The sequence below is a fragment of the Chryseobacterium rhizosphaerae genome (genome assembly GCF_003385455.1).
Lineage (GTDB): Bacteria > Bacteroidota > Bacteroidia > Flavobacteriales > Weeksellaceae > Chryseobacterium > Chryseobacterium rhizosphaerae.
The window spans coordinates 1-15,461 of sequence record NZ_QNUF01000049.1 but is presented as its reverse complement, the minus strand read 5'-3'; the positions used below and the strand labels follow the sequence as shown (position 1 = coordinate 15,461).

Genomic DNA, 15,461 nt, shown 5'->3' with positions numbered 1-15,461 from the left:
TCTAAACCCTCAATCCATCTACTCCTGCGCTCCCATATTGGGACTGCAAAGATACAAATCTTTTTCACTTTCGCAACTTTTATTTTTAAAAAGTTTTGATCACGTTTTTTAGAATTATTATCTTTTAAAGTATATCGTTTCTGCTTATCTAAAAGCTCTTCTGCGCTTACTGAATATCTTTCGTTTTTCAGTGGGGCAAAGGTAAGCCAACTTACCTATACCAAACAAGTTTATTTAACTTTAAATTCATATTATATTCATATTTTATCCTAACCTACTGGTAGGCAAGGGAGAAAATTTTAAACAAATGTTTGAAGCAACGCCTTGGAATGTGGGAGGGAGCTGAGATGAGGAGTAATGAGTGATAAGTGATAAGTGATAAGTGATGGAAGTTATACATATATATAGTAGGGTATTCTTTTATAGGATAGAATATCTCAATTATGTTTGGGCTAAAGCCAGGGCAGAGGCTGATTTTATTTGAGCGGGCTAAAGCACACTCCTATTGAATATGCATTTCCAAAAAGAATTGATTGGCAGCTGGCTATTGGCAGCTAGCGACTGATGGCTGGCTATATTGACTATTGACTACCAGTTATTCATCAGCCTATATTTATAATCTATATCTACTCCCCTAGCCCCGATAGAAACGGATACCCCACAGCACAGGCCGGAAAGCGCAAGGATTACAGCACTGGAAAGCCTTGGCGCGAGGAGTATGAGTGGATAGCGGGAAAAAGCTACTTATGAGTTTGAAAGTTGGAGGGTTGGAGAGTCTGAGAGTTGGTGGGTTCTAGAGGTTGGGAGTTGAGAGAATGGAATGAAGCTGTATATTATTATATAGTGGGCAATTGGTATACTCTACTATCCCCTGCTGTATATTTATAATAGGTTATATACTTTTACTCTTATTCACCTTTTCAACTACAATAATAGATGTAATAGTCATAAAAAAGGGGAAACATTTTTTTTGATTGCTTACATTTGTAGTACATTCTGAATTTTAAAGAATGAAATGAGTTTATCTATGATTGACAAGAAATATAAGGAAACAGTTCATACTGATACCAACCTCTACGAATATACTACGGTAACCCACGATGAAAATAAGGTAAGAATCTACATGCTGAAGAATGGTTTAAAGGTTTTCCTTGCCCAAAACTTTGATGCACCAAGAATTCAGACTTTCATTCCGGTAAGAACGGGAAGTAATAATGATCCGGCAGACAATACAGGGTTGGCTCACTATCTTGAACACATGATGTTTAAAGGGACTTCTAAGATCGGAACTCAGGACTGGAAAAAGGAAAAAGAACTTATCGATCAGATTTCAGAACTTTATGAAGCCCATAAAGCAGAGCAGGATGCTGAAAAAAAGAAAGAGATCTATAAAAAAATAGACCAAATTTCTCAGGAAGCCAGTCAATATGCTATCGCGAATGAGTATGATAAAGCTATTTCATCTTTGGGTGCAAGCGGAACCAACGCCCATACCTGGTTTGATGAAACGGTCTATAAAAATAATATCCCCAACAACGAGCTTGAAAAATGGCTAAAAATAGAGAAGGAAAGGTTTTCTGAAATCGTATTACGCCTTTTCCATACAGAGCTGGAATCTGTGTATGAAGAATTCAACAGAGCACAGGATAATGATTCCAGATTGGTGAACTATGAATTGATGGATGCTTTGTTTCCTACCCACCCTAACGGGCAACAAACTACTTTAGGTAAGCCGGAACATTTAAAAAATCCTTCTATGGAAGCGATTCATAAATATTTTGATGAATATTATGTTCCTAATAATTATGCAATGGTATTGGTGGGAGATTTTGATTTTGATGAAACAATCCAGTTAATTGATCAGTATTTCGGGACTATTCCTTATAGAGAGCTTCCTAAAAAAACTCCGGTTATAGAAAAACCCATCACTGAGATTGTTACCAAAACGGTAAAAAGCCCCACTACCCCAAGGGTTCAGATGGCCTGGAGAACTGACAGCTATGGTACAAGAGAGGCTATGCTTGCTGATATTGTAGCTAACATCCTTAGCAACAGAGGGGAGGCCGGTTTATTGGATCTCCATATTAATCAGACTCAAAAAATGCTTTGGGCACAGGCTTTTTCTGTAGGATTAAAACAATATGGTTATTTTTCTATTGTAGCTGTTCCCAAGGAAACACAGACGCTGGATGAAGCGAAGGAAATGGTACTGGAAGAAATTGAACTGATCAAAAAGGGAGATTTCCCCGACTGGATGCTTCCTGCCATTATAAACGATTTCAAACTTCAAAGAATGAAGGGGCTTGAAACTGCGGAAGGCCTGGCCACAACTCTTTATGACACATATATAAAAGGAAGAACCTGGGAACAGGAACTGAATGAAATGGATGAATATTCCAGTTTCACCAAGGAAGATGTCATGAATTTTGCCCTTACATTCTTCAAAAACAACTATGTTGTTGTTTATAAAGAAAAAGGGATCAATGACAAATTGGTACGGGTAGAAAATCCGGGAATTACTCCTGTTAAACTCAACCGTGATGCACAATCTGAGTTTCTACAAGAGATTTTAGCTGATCAGCCTGAAGATATAAAGCCTGAATTCATCGATTACCAAAAAGAAATCGCTACTGATCATGTTCAGGGTAAAAGGCTGAGTTTCGTTAAAAACAACTATAATGATATTGCCCAGGTACATTTCATTTTCCCTTTTGGTAGCGATAACGACAGGGATCTGGGAATTTCAACCCAATTTCTGCAGTATTTGGGAACTCATAAGTTTTCTCCTGAAGATTTAAAGAAAGAATTTTTTAAAATAGGAGTCAGTAATGATTTTAAGACAACCAATAATCAGCTGTTGATTACGTTAAGCGGATTGGAAGAAAATATTGAAAAAGGGATCGGTCTTTTACAGCACTGGATGTATGAAGTAAAACCTGATCAGGAAATTTATACTCAATTTGTAGGTACTATCCTGGAAAACCGTGAGGCTGTAAAGAAGGATAAAAACCGAATTATGACCGCCTTAACCACCTACACCAAACTTGGTCATACTTCCCGCTTTCTAGATGTTATCTCTAAAGAGGAGCTTGAAAGCAGTAAAGCAGAAGTATTTACTGACCGTATGAAGAATCTGTTCAAATATCCATATCAGATTTTTTTCTATGGAAAAGATTTTGAAAATTTCAAAGGATATATTGGAAAGTATACGGAAGCTGAAAGTCTTCAGATTCCTGCACCTAAACTTTATCCTGAGCCTGCTACAGGAGGAAGTGTATTTTTCATCAATTATGACATGGTTCAGATGGAAATGAGTAAGGCAGGAAAGGGAAATCCTGTCAATCCATCCAATTTCGGGAAAGTTAATGTCTTCAATGAGTATTTTGGAAGGGGATTATCCTCGATTGTTTTCCAGGAAATCCGTGAAAGTAAGAGTCTTGCTTATTCTGCATATGTTTCTTACAGTGCCAATTCGGAACTGCATCATCCTGATTATGTTACTACTTATATTGGTACTCAGCCAGACAAGCTGATGATTGCTGTGGATACGATGAATGACCTGATGAATGAGCTTCCGGAAGTTCCCACTCAATTTGAAAATGCAAAGAATGCGGCTTTAAAACAAATCGCTTCAACGAGGGTGACAAGGACTAATATATTTTTCAATACGCTAAGACTGAAAAAACTGAATATTAGTCATGATTTCAGAAAAGACATCTATGAACAGATCCAGGTGCTGAAGTTTGAGGATATCAAACAGTTTTATCAGACAGACATCAAACCGGTACATTTTAATACGGCTATTATCGGTAAAAAAGAAAACCTTAATATGGAAGCCGTAAGTAAAATGGGAACTTTTACAGAAGTAAGTTTACAAGATATTTTTGGACATTAATATCTCCTTTATACTTAATAAAAAAGAACGGAAATATTTCCGTTCTTTTTTTATTGATATTTTGCAAAAGATTTTTTCACAATCTCTTCGGCATTCTTTTCTACATTCTGATAGGAATAGAACCCATAAATTGTATCAAAACTGATTTCTTCAAATCGCTTTTCAATTCTTTTAATTTCATTCTGCGGGAGAGGAATTCTGTTCGGATAGCTTCTCATGGTAGCAAAGTGCTTCATGGATGGGGATAAATACATTGTATCTCCAATTAAAAGCGTTCCTTTTTCACTCATCCAGGGAATTTCAATAACAGAACTTCCATCAAAATGTCCACCTATATTATGAAGTCTTATCTGATTCCAAAGCTTCATATGATCTCCCGTCCAGTATTCTACAGAGTTTCCGGCATTCACCACCCATTCTTTATCTTTTTCGTGGATATAGATTTTACAGGTAAAGGTTTCTGCCCACATTTTCATAATCGAGTAATAGTGAGGGTGAGAAATTGCAATCGCTTTTAATCCTCCTTTTGATTTAATAAATTCTATCACCCCTTCATCCAGTAATGGGATACAATCCCATAGTATATTTCCATCTTCTGAAATGACAAAAAGAGCACGCTGGCCAATGGAAAACCGAGGGTTTACCACAAATTCATAAAGATTATCATTGATTTTCTTTATTTCTACACTGTGCTTTTCTAAAAGCTTTTCGTGGCTCGTCCAGGATTGTCCACTTTGTGGTACCGCCTGTCTTTCATCTTCACATATAATACAGGTATTATCCGTATGACTTTCCGGATATTGTGTACCACATTCTGTACACATTTTAAGTTTATTATCGTTCCCGTTCATAAGATTTTTTTATTTAAAATTACATAGATATAATGTATTGCAATTTACTTTATCCATAGAATTAACCTATATATAAAATCTTAAATTTTTCTTCCCCATTAGAAGGTTACAACAGTTTTATGCATAAAAAAACCTATTTAATTTTTGATTAAATAGGTTCTTATCATTATTGTTTATTTGATTACTTTCATTTCATCAACAAGCCATTTGGAATCGGCAAATTTTTCGATGATGAACAGTATATATTTTGTATCCACCATAATGTTTCTGCTGAAACGGGGATCATAATTGATATCACTCATTGTGCCTTCCCATTGTCTGTCAAAGTTAAGACCAACCAGGTTTCCGTTAGCATCCAGCGCAGGACTTCCTGAATTCCCTCCGGTTGTATGGTTTGTTGCTGTAAATCCAACAGGAACATCACCGGTCTTATCTTTATAGATTCCAAAATCTTTCTTGTTATAAAGATCGATCAGTTTTTTAGGAACATCAAATTCATAATCTCCCGGAACATACTTTTCCATTACCCCAGCCAAGTGCGTCTGATATCCGTAAGAAACGGCATCTCTTGGTGCAGAGCCTTTTACTTTTCCGTACGTTACACGAAGAGTGGAATTGGCATCCGGAAAGAATTTTCTCTCCTTATCTGTTTCCATCTGTTGTGCCATAAACTTCTTCTGTAAAGCATCAATCTTAGCCTGAAGCGAAGTATATTGCGGATCAGCAGTTTTCATGTAAGTCTCTTTCATAGAAACATACAATTGATAAACAGGATCTTTCTTTAAAGTTCTGATCAGTTTATCCTGATTAGAGAATCCTTTTTCAATATCAGCAGTTAGTGCTGCTCCGTTTACCGCTGTTCTTCCCGTGATGATAGAGTTTTTAGACATCTCTTCCACTACAGGGATGTTTGCGTTTTCGTCTTTAAATTTATTAAATCCTGCCGGTAAAAACTGTGGTGCTGTTTTGTTAGCATATAAAGCCAATAACTTTGCCGTTACCCTGGAATCAAGTTCTGCACTGTAGTCTTTATAGAAAGAGGATAATTTTGTTTTTAATTTTGCAAGTTCCTTTTCATCCATTCTCCCCGCTTCTACAGCGGTTACAAAGTCATAATAGTCACCTGCAAGCTTCAATGTCTCAGCATTTTTTACAACTTCAGTATAATAGGCATTGTTTAATGCGTAAGGAGCCTGATCATTGTAAAATTTGTTCAGTTGATCTAAAGTGGATTTGATCTCAGGGTTTTTAGCAACCAGAGAACCTTCATACATCACTTTCTTTTCTACGGCATTGGATTTTTTCAATCCTTCTACTTCACCGATCCATTTTTTCCAATAATTGGCTACTGATGCATATTTTGAAGCATATTTAATACGTGTTTCACTATCGACACGCATTTTTTCGTCCAATGTTTTTAAAGCCACATCACGTACAGCAATTCTTGCAGGATCAATATCCTTCATGATCTTCTCCACAGCTACTGCAGGAAGATATTCTGTAGTTTTTCCCGGGAATCCGAATACAAAAGTGAAGTCATTTTCATTTTTGTCTTTTATAGAAACCGGTAAATAATGCTTGGGAACATAAGGAACGTTATCTTTTGAAAACTCTGCAGGCTTGTTGTTTTTGTCTGCATAGATTCTGAACATAGAGAAATCTCCGGTATGTCTCGGCCAAACCCAGTTATCTGTATCACTACCAAATTTTCCTATGCTTTGTGGTGGAGCCCCTACAAGACGGATATCCTTATAGGTCTCGATGGTATATGCATAATACTTATTTCCATAGTACATTGGCTTTACCAGGATCGATTGGTATGATTCAATTTTCTGAGAGTTTTTGTAAACCTCAATATTGTTATTGATCTTTTTAGTAAGCTCAGGCTCAGTAAGGTTATCTGTACCTTCCAACACCTGGTATGTCACTTCTTTTATATCTACAATGAAGTCTACTTTTACACCTGGATTTGGTAATTCACCAGTCATATTTTTAGCCCAGAAACCATTTGAAAGAAGGTCATTCTGAACTGTAGAATGTGCCTGAATCTGCCCATAACCACAGTGGTGATTAGTAAGCAACAGCCCTTTAGGCGAAATGATTTCTGCGGTACATCCACCGTTAAACTGTACTACTGCATCTTTAATACTCGGCTTCTGAGGGTTGAAAATGTCTTTGGCAGAAATCTTCATTCCCAAATCCTTCATTTCCTTCTCATTCAGTTCTGTAGGAATCCACATTCCTCCATATTGTTGTGCAAATGCCATTGCAGCCGGCAAAAGAAATACGGATAAAAGTATCTTTTTTGTCATAATCAAAATTTTGCCCGAATTTACGAAGAAAAATACGAACAGGCTTCATAAAACGGGGGTAAAGTTGGAATGGCTGTTTTTAGGAGATGGAGACATTAGATTTCAGAGGGCAGATTTTAGCGTTTTTAGATTGATATAGAACTATAGTATTGAATATAGCCATGCCAATTGTGAATTTTTTACTCCGCCAAGTCCATGGTGAATAATGGTTCAGGTTTACAGGGAATTCCCTATCATCTAACTAAACTACGAAAGCCCAATCTGGAACTCATTCTCACCGGCTCTCCCACTTTATATGGCTCGGTTTTTGTTCGTTAGTAGTCAGTTTAAAATTAAAAAATATTTAGATTAATTATTATGATGAAAAACAAAATGTTTATCCTGGGATTCGGTGCAGCTTTATTTCTTGCTTCTTGCTCAAAAAAAGAGACAACAGCTGAAACAATAGGTTCTACAACAGATTCTGCCAGTGTTCAGACACCTTCTACAGACAGTATTTCAAAAGCCACTCCTACTGCTGCGGGGGATACTTCTGAAAACTCATTGGATTGGAATGGTACTTATGAGGCTGTTGTACCGTGTGCAGACTGTCCCGGTATCAAGACTTCTTTAACGTTGAATAATGACAAAACATTCAGTATCAGTGAGGAATATCTTGACCGAAATTCAAAGAATCAGGATAAAGGATCTTTTGAATGGGATACCACAGGAAGCATCATCACACTGAAAGGTAAAACAGCCAATTATAAATATAAAGTGGGCGAAAACATACTTATCCAACTGGATATGGACGGAAAAGAAATTGACGGTCCTAATAAAGATTTATATATCTTCAAGAAAAAATAAAGGCTCAGGCCTTTATTTTTTTATGTATCAAAACTGATAAGCTATGATTTTCTCATCATCCATCAGGCACCTGATAACTTCTTCATGATGGTTATTTTTTCCTGTAAGTCTCCATGTAACGGATAAATTCCCTTGTGTATACTGTTGTTTGATCATCATATATTTCAGATGATGTTCTTTGAAAATAGTTTCACAGTGTTTTATATTTTCAGAACTCGCTACTGCAATCTTATACTCTCTGATCTTATGATAATTATCGATAAAGGTCTGAAGATAGGTAAGAGAACTCAAAATCAAAAGAACAAGCACTGTTCCTAACAGTGAAAAATAGACATATCCTGATCCTACCGCCATTCCTATTGAGGCTGTAGCCCAAATTGTAGTGGCAGTGGTGATCCCATCGATCTTGTTATCACCTTTAAAAATAACCCCGGCTCCCAGAAACCCAATTCCTGTAATAATATTGGCTGCAAGGCGGTCCGGATTGGCAACTCCTATTTTAATGGAAAGAATGGTGAACAAACAGGATCCGAAACAGACTAAAATAAATGTACGAAGTCCTGCCGACTTATTGCGGTATTCACGTTCAGCACCAATCAGCAATCCAAGGATAACTGAAATAAAAATCAGTACGAGTTCGTTTTTAACGGTATAATGGTCCTGAAGAAATTCCATTTACAAAAAATTAAGTGTAGAATAAAATTACGACAAAAAAATTTACGGAACTATTTTTGACTCCCGACTTTATCAGATTAGTAAAAGTTCTGTTTTAACGGAAAACTTTTGTAATATTACAGTCTCAATATGAAATCCCAATTATAGTATGAGCCCTACTTTTTTTGCCACAAAAGAAGAATTCAGAGAATGGTTGGAAAAACACCATACCGAAGAAAAAGAGCTGTTAACAGGATTCTATAAAACCGGAAGCGGAAAACCTTCTATGAGCTGGTCTGAATCTGTAGATCAGGCTTTGTGTTTTGGCTGGATCGATGGCGTAAGAAAATCTATAGACCACGAAAGTTATTCTATACGGTTTACCCCAAGAAAATCCGGGAGTATCTGGAGTCTTATCAATATCAAAAAGGTAGAAGAACTCTCTAAGGCAGGCCTTATGACCCCATCAGGCCAACAGGCATTTGCTCTTAGAAAAGAAGAAAAATCCGGTATTTATTCCCATGAAAACGAGAATATACCACTGGCTCCTGTTTATAAAGATCAGTTTATGGCTCATGCAACTGCCTGGGATTTTTTTGAAGCCCAACCTCCTTCTTATAAAAAGGTAATCATTCATTGGATTATGAGTGCAAAACAGGAAAAGACAAGGCTTTCAAGATTGGAAAAAGCGATTGACAAAAGTGGTCAATTAAAAAGATTAGAATAAAATTACAATACAAAAAAAATAATTTATGGATAAGGAAACTTCTCACTTCTGGCTGGGATATTTTAAAAATGAAGAAGACTTTTATGACTTTGTAGAAGAGGATGAAAATTTTTATATAGAAGAAGAAACTGATGATCAATATGTTTCAAAATTTGCAGAATCACAGAATATAAAATGGTTTGATGATGATTTTATAGAATATGGTTTTGAGAATGAAAATCTGGGGATCTATGAAAAGTTTTCAGAATATTCGTATGCAGATCAATGGCTTCCTATACTGGAAAGCAAGCTTAATGAACTTAGTCTGGACACTCCCGTAAACGCTATTATCTTTGCCAGCAGATTTGTGATCCCTAACCCTGTTTCTGTAGAGCAGGATGATAACAAACTGTATTATATTGGTGAGATTGAGTTTGACGTTTAAATTACAACATAGGTTTTCACATCATTTCTTATGAACAGGAAATTCATACTTATTAATATCATCTTGATTCTGCTCATTATAGCGGTGTATATTTTTGAATATTATATAGAGAATTATCCTATGATGTTTAACCTCATCAATAGTATTAAAGAATGTGGAATAGAATACCTGGCTGTAATACTAAGTTTTACAGCTTTGGTTTCTTACCTGATAAGCAGCCTGAATATTAAAGGTTTAAGTTTCAAAACTAAATTCTTAAGAATCCTTCCGGTAGTCAATTTTCCGGTTCTGGCATTTTTCGCTTATTTATCAATCAACGGATGGGCAGAAAAACAAAGAAAAGTCTCAGCAATAGAAAATAGGTATGCCCAACAGGCTGCCGAAGATATTAAAAATGATCTGGTTACTATACAATTTGGCGGAGGGTTTCCATTATTGTTACATGACCGTGCAACGCTCAATAAAATTGACGGTATTCGGAAAAGGTATGGAGTAAGATATATCAATACCGGCTGTGTGATTGATGGTTTTGAAACTACAGGCCAGGAAAAATATTCAGAAATAGTATATCCCCATCTTACCAGGAGGAACGGTAAAGGATGGGAGGACAGAATGCAGAAAGAGATTGATCATGTAGAGAAAAATTCCCACCCTTAAAGCCATCCGGCTCATAACCCTATCTATTTTGAACAACACACCCTATTCTAAAACCCAAAGATTATTTTCTTTTATAAAGAGGTTTTCCACCAGTATAGCTATCATCTTCACGAGCACTTATTTGCAGATTTACTGGTCTATGGGACAGTTTTCCGACCATACCTCAAGTAGTTGTCTGGAGTGCAGTCTTTTTGAAGATAATATTTACATGTCTGCTGTTACGAGTGTATTCTTATCGGCTATTTTCCTTTTATTTTCCTTTGTAAAAAAAACGTTCATTAAGGCAGCTATTGAGTTTCTATTATTAATAAGTCTGTGGATCTTCTGGAACTATAGTGTTTTTGTGGATAGAGAATCTTCCTGGAGTACATATGACTTTAAATCAGAACTTCATTATACACTATCTCTTTCCTCTTTGCCAGTTATTATTCTTGGATGTATCTGCATTTTAGTATTACATTATAAAGAAATAAGAGCCAGATGGATAGTTTAAAAAAAACATAAACTTTAATTATCAAAGTACGGCAAACCGTAAATAATTTTCAAATGTTCAAAATATTTTTGTACATGAAAAAATTATAATTATGTCATTAACTAAATGTCCCCAATGTCAAAAAGACATAAATTCCACTGCTCTTTTTTGTCCTCAATGTGGCTATTCAATCAAAACTGATCCCAAACAAAAAAGCTCAGATATTCTCCCCCCTCAAACTCCTAAAAAACAAAATAACGGATGTGGTATTGCTTTGTTATTTATAGGGATATTGCTTATAATATTTTTAATTAAAACATGTTCTGAAACAGAAGATCATTCTAATTCTACAAGTGAAACAGTTAGCCAATTCTCTAAAGAGGACAGTATTAAAAATAAAGCAAAAATTGACAGCATAGATCAACAACAAAAAATTGAAAATGAAAAATTCTTAAAAACCAAAGCCGGGAAAATTCATAAAAAACATCCTGAATGGTCAAAAGAAGACTGCATTAAAATTTCTGAACATAAAATTTGGATTGGAATGCATTACGATATGCTGGTATATATAAGAGGCAGACCGAATAACATAAATACTTCAAATTATGGAGATGGTCCTAACTATCAGGCTTGTTGGTATGATTATGATCCGTCTTGTTTTTATTTTGACGAAAGCCAAATTATTACCTCTTATAATTAAAAAGGTGAGCTGCTATCAGCTCACCTTTTTAATTATTTATTAGAATGGAACGTCTATTAGTGCGCTTCCAGCCAGTTATCTCCGACTCCAATTTCCACCAATAAAGGAACCTGTGTTTTTAAAGCATTTTCCATTTCTTTTTTTATCAGTTTTGAAGCCCTTTCTACTTCATCTGTAGGGGTTTCAAATACCAATTCATCATGTACCTGAAGCAGCATCTTTGTTTTTAGCTGCTGTTCTTCAAGCTCTCTGTCTATTTTGATCATAGCAATTTTTACAATATCTGCTGCACTTCCCTGAACAGGAGCATTAACGGCATTTCTTTCTGCATGTCCTCTTACAACAAAATTGTTGGAATTGATATCTTTTAAATGGCGTTTTCGTCCCAGAATCGTTTCTACATATCCCATTTCACGGGCTTTATTCACCTGTTCTGCCATGTATTTCTTCAGCTTGGGATAGGTTTCAAAATAAGCTTCGATCATCTGCTTAGCTTCTGTACGGGACAATCCGGTCTGTTCTGCCAAAGCAAAAGCTCCCTGTCCGTAAATGATTCCAAAGTTTACCGTTTTTGCCTGGCTTCTCTGTACTTTGGAAACTTCTTCCAATGGAATTTTAAATAGTTTCGCTGCTGTGGAAGCATGAATATCTTCTCCGTCCTGGAAAGCTTTGATCATATTATCCTCTCCGGAAATTTCAGCAATAAGACGAAGTTCAATCTGTGAATAATCGGCTGAGATTATTTTCTTTCCTTCTCCTGAAACAAAAGCCCCACGAATCTGCTGTCCTCTTAATGTTCGGATCGGAATATTCTGCAGGTTAGGATTCACACTCGCCAAACGACCTGTAGCCGCTGTAGTCTGTGAGAAATTGGTATGTACCCTGTTATCTTCTTTCTCAATCTGTGAAGGAAGAGCATCTACATAGGTAGATTTTAGTTTCTGATAGGTTCTGTATTCCAGGATATGTTTGATGATTTCGTGTTTTGAAACCAACTTTTGAAGCACATCTTCTGAGGTGGCATACTGTCCTGTTTTTGTTTTTTTGGCTTTAGGATCAAGCTGCATTTTCTCAAAAAGGATTTCCCCCAGTTGTTTGGGTGAATTCATATTAAATTCTTCTCCTGAAAGTTCAAAGATGGTCCTTTCAAGCTGCTTCAGGTCATTTTCAAGGTCAATACTTTCCTGTGCCAGCCACTTTTCATCCAAAGAAATTCCGGACAGTTCCATTTTCGCCAACACTTCCATCAAAGGCATTTCAATGGTATAGAAAAGTTCTTCTAAATTTTCTTTTTTCAGCTGCGGCGCAAACAGTTCATACAGCTGAAAGGTAACATCAGCATCTTCTGCCGCATAATCTGTCTGTGTTCTAAGATCAGCATCTCTGAAAGTTCCCTGATTTTTACCTTTTTTTCCGATAATGGTTTCAATAGAAACCGGTTTATAGTTCAGATACACTTCTGAAAGATAGTCCATACCATGTCTTCCATCCGGATTCAACAGGTAATGGGCAATCATTGTATCAAACACAGCACCTTGAACGGTGATGTCGTATTGTTTTAATATTTTATAATCGAACTTTAAGTTGTGAGCAATTTTCAGCAGATCTTCTTTCTCAAAAAACGGTCTGAAAATCTCCAGAGTCTGCAATACTTCTCCTCTATCTTCAGACAAAGGAATATAATAAGCCAGGCCTTTTTTATAAGAAAAACTCATTCCTACCAGCTCTGCCTCCAGTTCATTTAATGAAGTGGTCTCTGTATCAAAACAAACGGCTTCCTGCTTCAATAAATTATTAACCAATGCCTTTTGAGCTTTTGGGTTATCTACAAACTGATAAAGATGGTCATTCTGCTCAATAGTTGATTTTGTAGAAGTTGCCTGATCCAGTTCTTCAAAATTGGCAAAAAGGTCTAGCTGCATTGCCTGTCCTTTTATTTCAGTACCTGTCGGAGTTTGCTTTACTTCAACTTCACTTACCACTACAGTTTCTGCAGCGGCAGGTGCAAAAGCTCTGTATAGATTTTCATAAAGTCTTCTGAACTCAATTTCTTCAAAAACTTCTTTTACTTTTTCAAAATCCGGGGTTTCCAGGTCATACTGTTCCTGGTGGAACTCTACTGGAGCATCACAGATAATAGTAGCTAGCTTTTTAGATAAAATTCCCCGCTCTGCAGAGGCTTCTATCTTTTCTTTTAGTTTTCCCTTCAGTTTATCGGTATTGGCCAATAAGGTTTCAATATTTCCGAATTCTTTCAGGAACTTCATCGCTGTTTTTTCTCCTACTCCTTCCAGTCCCGGGATATTATCTACAGCATCACCCATCATAGCAAGGAAATCGATAACCTGTTTAGGGTCTTCAATTTCATATTTTGCCTTTACCTCATCTACTCCCAGAATTTCTATATCTCCGCCCTTTAAACCGGGCTTATAAATTTTAATTTTGTCTGTCACCAGCTGTGCAAAGTCTTTATCCGGTGTTACCATAAAAGTGGTATAGCCTTCTTTTTCTGCTTTACAGGCGATAGTTCCTATTACATCATCCGCTTCGTAACCCTCTACTCCCAAGATCGGAATATGCATCGCTTCCAAAATCCTGTGAATGTATGGAACAGCAATTTTGATGGCTTCAGGAGTCTCACTTCTGTTGGCTTTATAATCTGCAAAATCATCAGTTCTTACGCTTGCCCTTCCTACATCAAAAACTACAGCCAGGTGGCTTGGCTTTTCTCTTCTGATCAATTCAATCAAAGAGTTTGTAAAACCAAAGATGGCAGAAGTATCCAATCCTTTGCTCGTCAATCTCGGATTTCTGATCAATGCGTAATATCCTCTGAAAATCATCGCATAAGCATCGATGAGAAATAGCCTTTTATCTTGTGTTGCGTCCATATTATCTATAATGAACAAATATATGAAAATAGGAACAAAATTCGAGATATGAGTTGTAAGCTTCGGGGTGTGAATTTTTGGTCTCTTTTTTTTAATTTAAAATAAAAGCTATCATTATTGACTTCTATTCCTGATCTTGTAACCTGCATTTCGCACCTCATATCTTGCATTCCCTTAAAAATTTTAGCAATCGTGGTTTTCGTAATTCAGCTGCTCCATTTTGTTTCGGTATGATTCCAGCTCTTTACTGCTTACTGTCACTTTTTTCAGCTGTACAGGAATTTGTTTTTTACCATCCGGGCTTATCCAGGTACCATTCATCAGATCGCCTTCTTTTTTTAAGATCATCAGACCCGTAAAGCCTTCTTCTACCATAGCAAACTGTTGTTTTACTCCTTCGGTAACATTAAGTTCTAACCAGTTGCTTACTTTTTCATAACGGTACATCCCGTTATAATATGGATCACCGCCACATCCATTTTCTACAGATTGCAGAAACAGAGTTACCGGCATTTTCCCATTAACAGTACCTTTAAATAAAGTGGAGCTGTTCTGAGCCTGTAAAGTCATAAAGCTCATGGTGAAAGTTAACATCAATAGAAGTTTTCTGAACATTTTATTTTTTTTAATAATTAAAATTAATGGAAAGCACAATGTCATAAAAGGTTTATAACACTTGCGGTATTGAAATACAATTTGATGGCAAAAGTAAAAAATTCCTTTAAAGCCATAAAAAAACAGCATACTCAATGAGTACACTGTTCTGTATTATTTTGTTGGTATACGGCTTATTTACCTGGCCATAATCCTGCATATTGAGAAGTACCGTAGTCGATTGTTTCAGCGCTTACTACGAAGCTGATCAACATACTGTTGCTGTCTACTGCATCGAAGTCTACTTCGTGCTGAATTACATATCCGTTTTCCCAGTTCAAAGTAATCAATGTTCCTTCTTCGTGAGATTTGTTGAATGTAATTTCTCCTTTAGTTGGCTTGTACTTTCCGTTCAATAAACTTTCAAGGATATCAGAC

The 15,461-nt window shown here is 36.3% G+C and carries 13 protein-coding genes; 7 read left to right on the top strand and 6 right to left on the bottom strand.

All coding sequences use genetic code 11. The features are described 5' to 3' along the window. Window positions 1-1,027: 1,027 nt before the first annotated feature. Window positions 1,028-3,895: a M16 family metallopeptidase gene (locus tag DRF57_RS22910; protein WP_115921057.1), complete on the top strand. Its 2,868-nt coding sequence runs from the start codon at window positions 1,028-1,030 to the stop codon at window positions 3,893-3,895. A gap of 50 nt (window positions 3,896-3,945) precedes the next feature. Here the strand turns inward: DRF57_RS22910 and DRF57_RS22905 are convergent, their stop codons facing one another. Next, window positions 3,946-4,746, bottom strand: a complete 801-nt coding sequence (locus DRF57_RS22905; RefSeq protein ID WP_115921053.1) for an MBL fold metallo-hydrolase — start codon at window positions 4,744-4,746, stop codon at window positions 3,946-3,948. Window positions 4,747-4,919: 173 nt separating this feature from the next. Beyond that, window positions 4,920-7,058, bottom strand: a complete 2,139-nt coding sequence (locus DRF57_RS22900) for a S46 family peptidase (protein ID WP_115921051.1) — start codon at window positions 7,056-7,058, stop codon at window positions 4,920-4,922. 357 nt (window positions 7,059-7,415) lie between these two features. Between DRF57_RS22900 and DRF57_RS22895 the strand changes: the two genes are divergently transcribed. Then, window positions 7,416-7,904, top strand: coding sequence for a copper resistance protein NlpE (locus DRF57_RS22895; RefSeq protein WP_228450440.1), 489 nt, complete (start codon window positions 7,416-7,418; stop codon window positions 7,902-7,904). A gap of 27 nt (window positions 7,905-7,931) precedes the next feature. Here the strand turns inward: DRF57_RS22895 and DRF57_RS22890 are convergent, their stop codons facing one another. Continuing rightward, complete coding sequence (locus DRF57_RS22890; RefSeq protein WP_047495109.1) at window positions 7,932-8,579, bottom strand: MgtC/SapB family protein; 648 nt, start codon at window positions 8,577-8,579, stop codon at window positions 7,932-7,934. A 148-nt stretch (window positions 8,580-8,727) separates the two neighbouring features. Between DRF57_RS22890 and DRF57_RS22885 the strand changes: the two genes are divergently transcribed. From DRF57_RS22885 to DRF57_RS22865, 5 genes are all read left to right on the top strand, one after another. Next, a complete protein-coding gene (locus DRF57_RS22885; protein WP_047495112.1) occupies window positions 8,728-9,285 on the top strand; it encodes a YdeI/OmpD-associated family protein in 558 nt (185 codons plus the stop codon). 25 nt (window positions 9,286-9,310) lie between these two features. Next, the gene (locus tag DRF57_RS22880; RefSeq protein WP_047495114.1) at window positions 9,311-9,709 is read left to right on the top strand and encodes an immunity 22 family protein; all 399 of its coding nucleotides are present in this window, start codon (window positions 9,311-9,313) and stop codon (window positions 9,707-9,709) included. Between the two features lie 30 nt (window positions 9,710-9,739). Further along, a complete protein-coding gene (locus DRF57_RS22875; RefSeq protein ID WP_047495117.1) occupies window positions 9,740-10,366 on the top strand; it encodes an FEKKY domain-containing protein in 627 nt (208 codons plus the stop codon). A 139-nt stretch (window positions 10,367-10,505) separates the two neighbouring features. Continuing rightward, window positions 10,506-10,859, top strand: a complete 354-nt coding sequence (locus DRF57_RS22870) for a hypothetical protein (protein ID WP_052188777.1) — start codon at window positions 10,506-10,508, stop codon at window positions 10,857-10,859. Window positions 10,860-10,950: 91 nt separating this feature from the next. Next, window positions 10,951-11,538 (top strand): zinc-ribbon domain-containing protein, encoded by a 588-nt coding sequence (locus DRF57_RS22865; RefSeq protein WP_047495120.1) that lies wholly within the window; start codon window positions 10,951-10,953, stop codon window positions 11,536-11,538. A 56-nt stretch (window positions 11,539-11,594) separates the two neighbouring features. Here DRF57_RS22865 and polA read toward each other — a convergent pair whose 3' ends face one another. The 3 genes from polA to tssD form a co-directional block, all read right to left on the bottom strand. Then, entirely contained in the window at window positions 11,595-14,429 is a 2,835-nt protein-coding gene (gene polA / locus DRF57_RS22860; RefSeq protein ID WP_047495123.1) for a DNA polymerase I, read from the bottom strand. Window positions 14,430-14,612: 183 nt separating this feature from the next. Further along, a complete protein-coding gene (locus DRF57_RS22855) occupies window positions 14,613-15,044 on the bottom strand; it encodes a hypothetical protein (RefSeq protein WP_115921049.1) in 432 nt (143 codons plus the stop codon). 173 nt (window positions 15,045-15,217) lie between these two features. Continuing rightward, window positions 15,218-15,461, bottom strand: a 244-nt coding sequence (tssD, locus tag DRF57_RS22850; protein ID WP_317126119.1) for a type VI secretion system tube protein TssD, incomplete at its 5' end; no start/stop codon positions are given.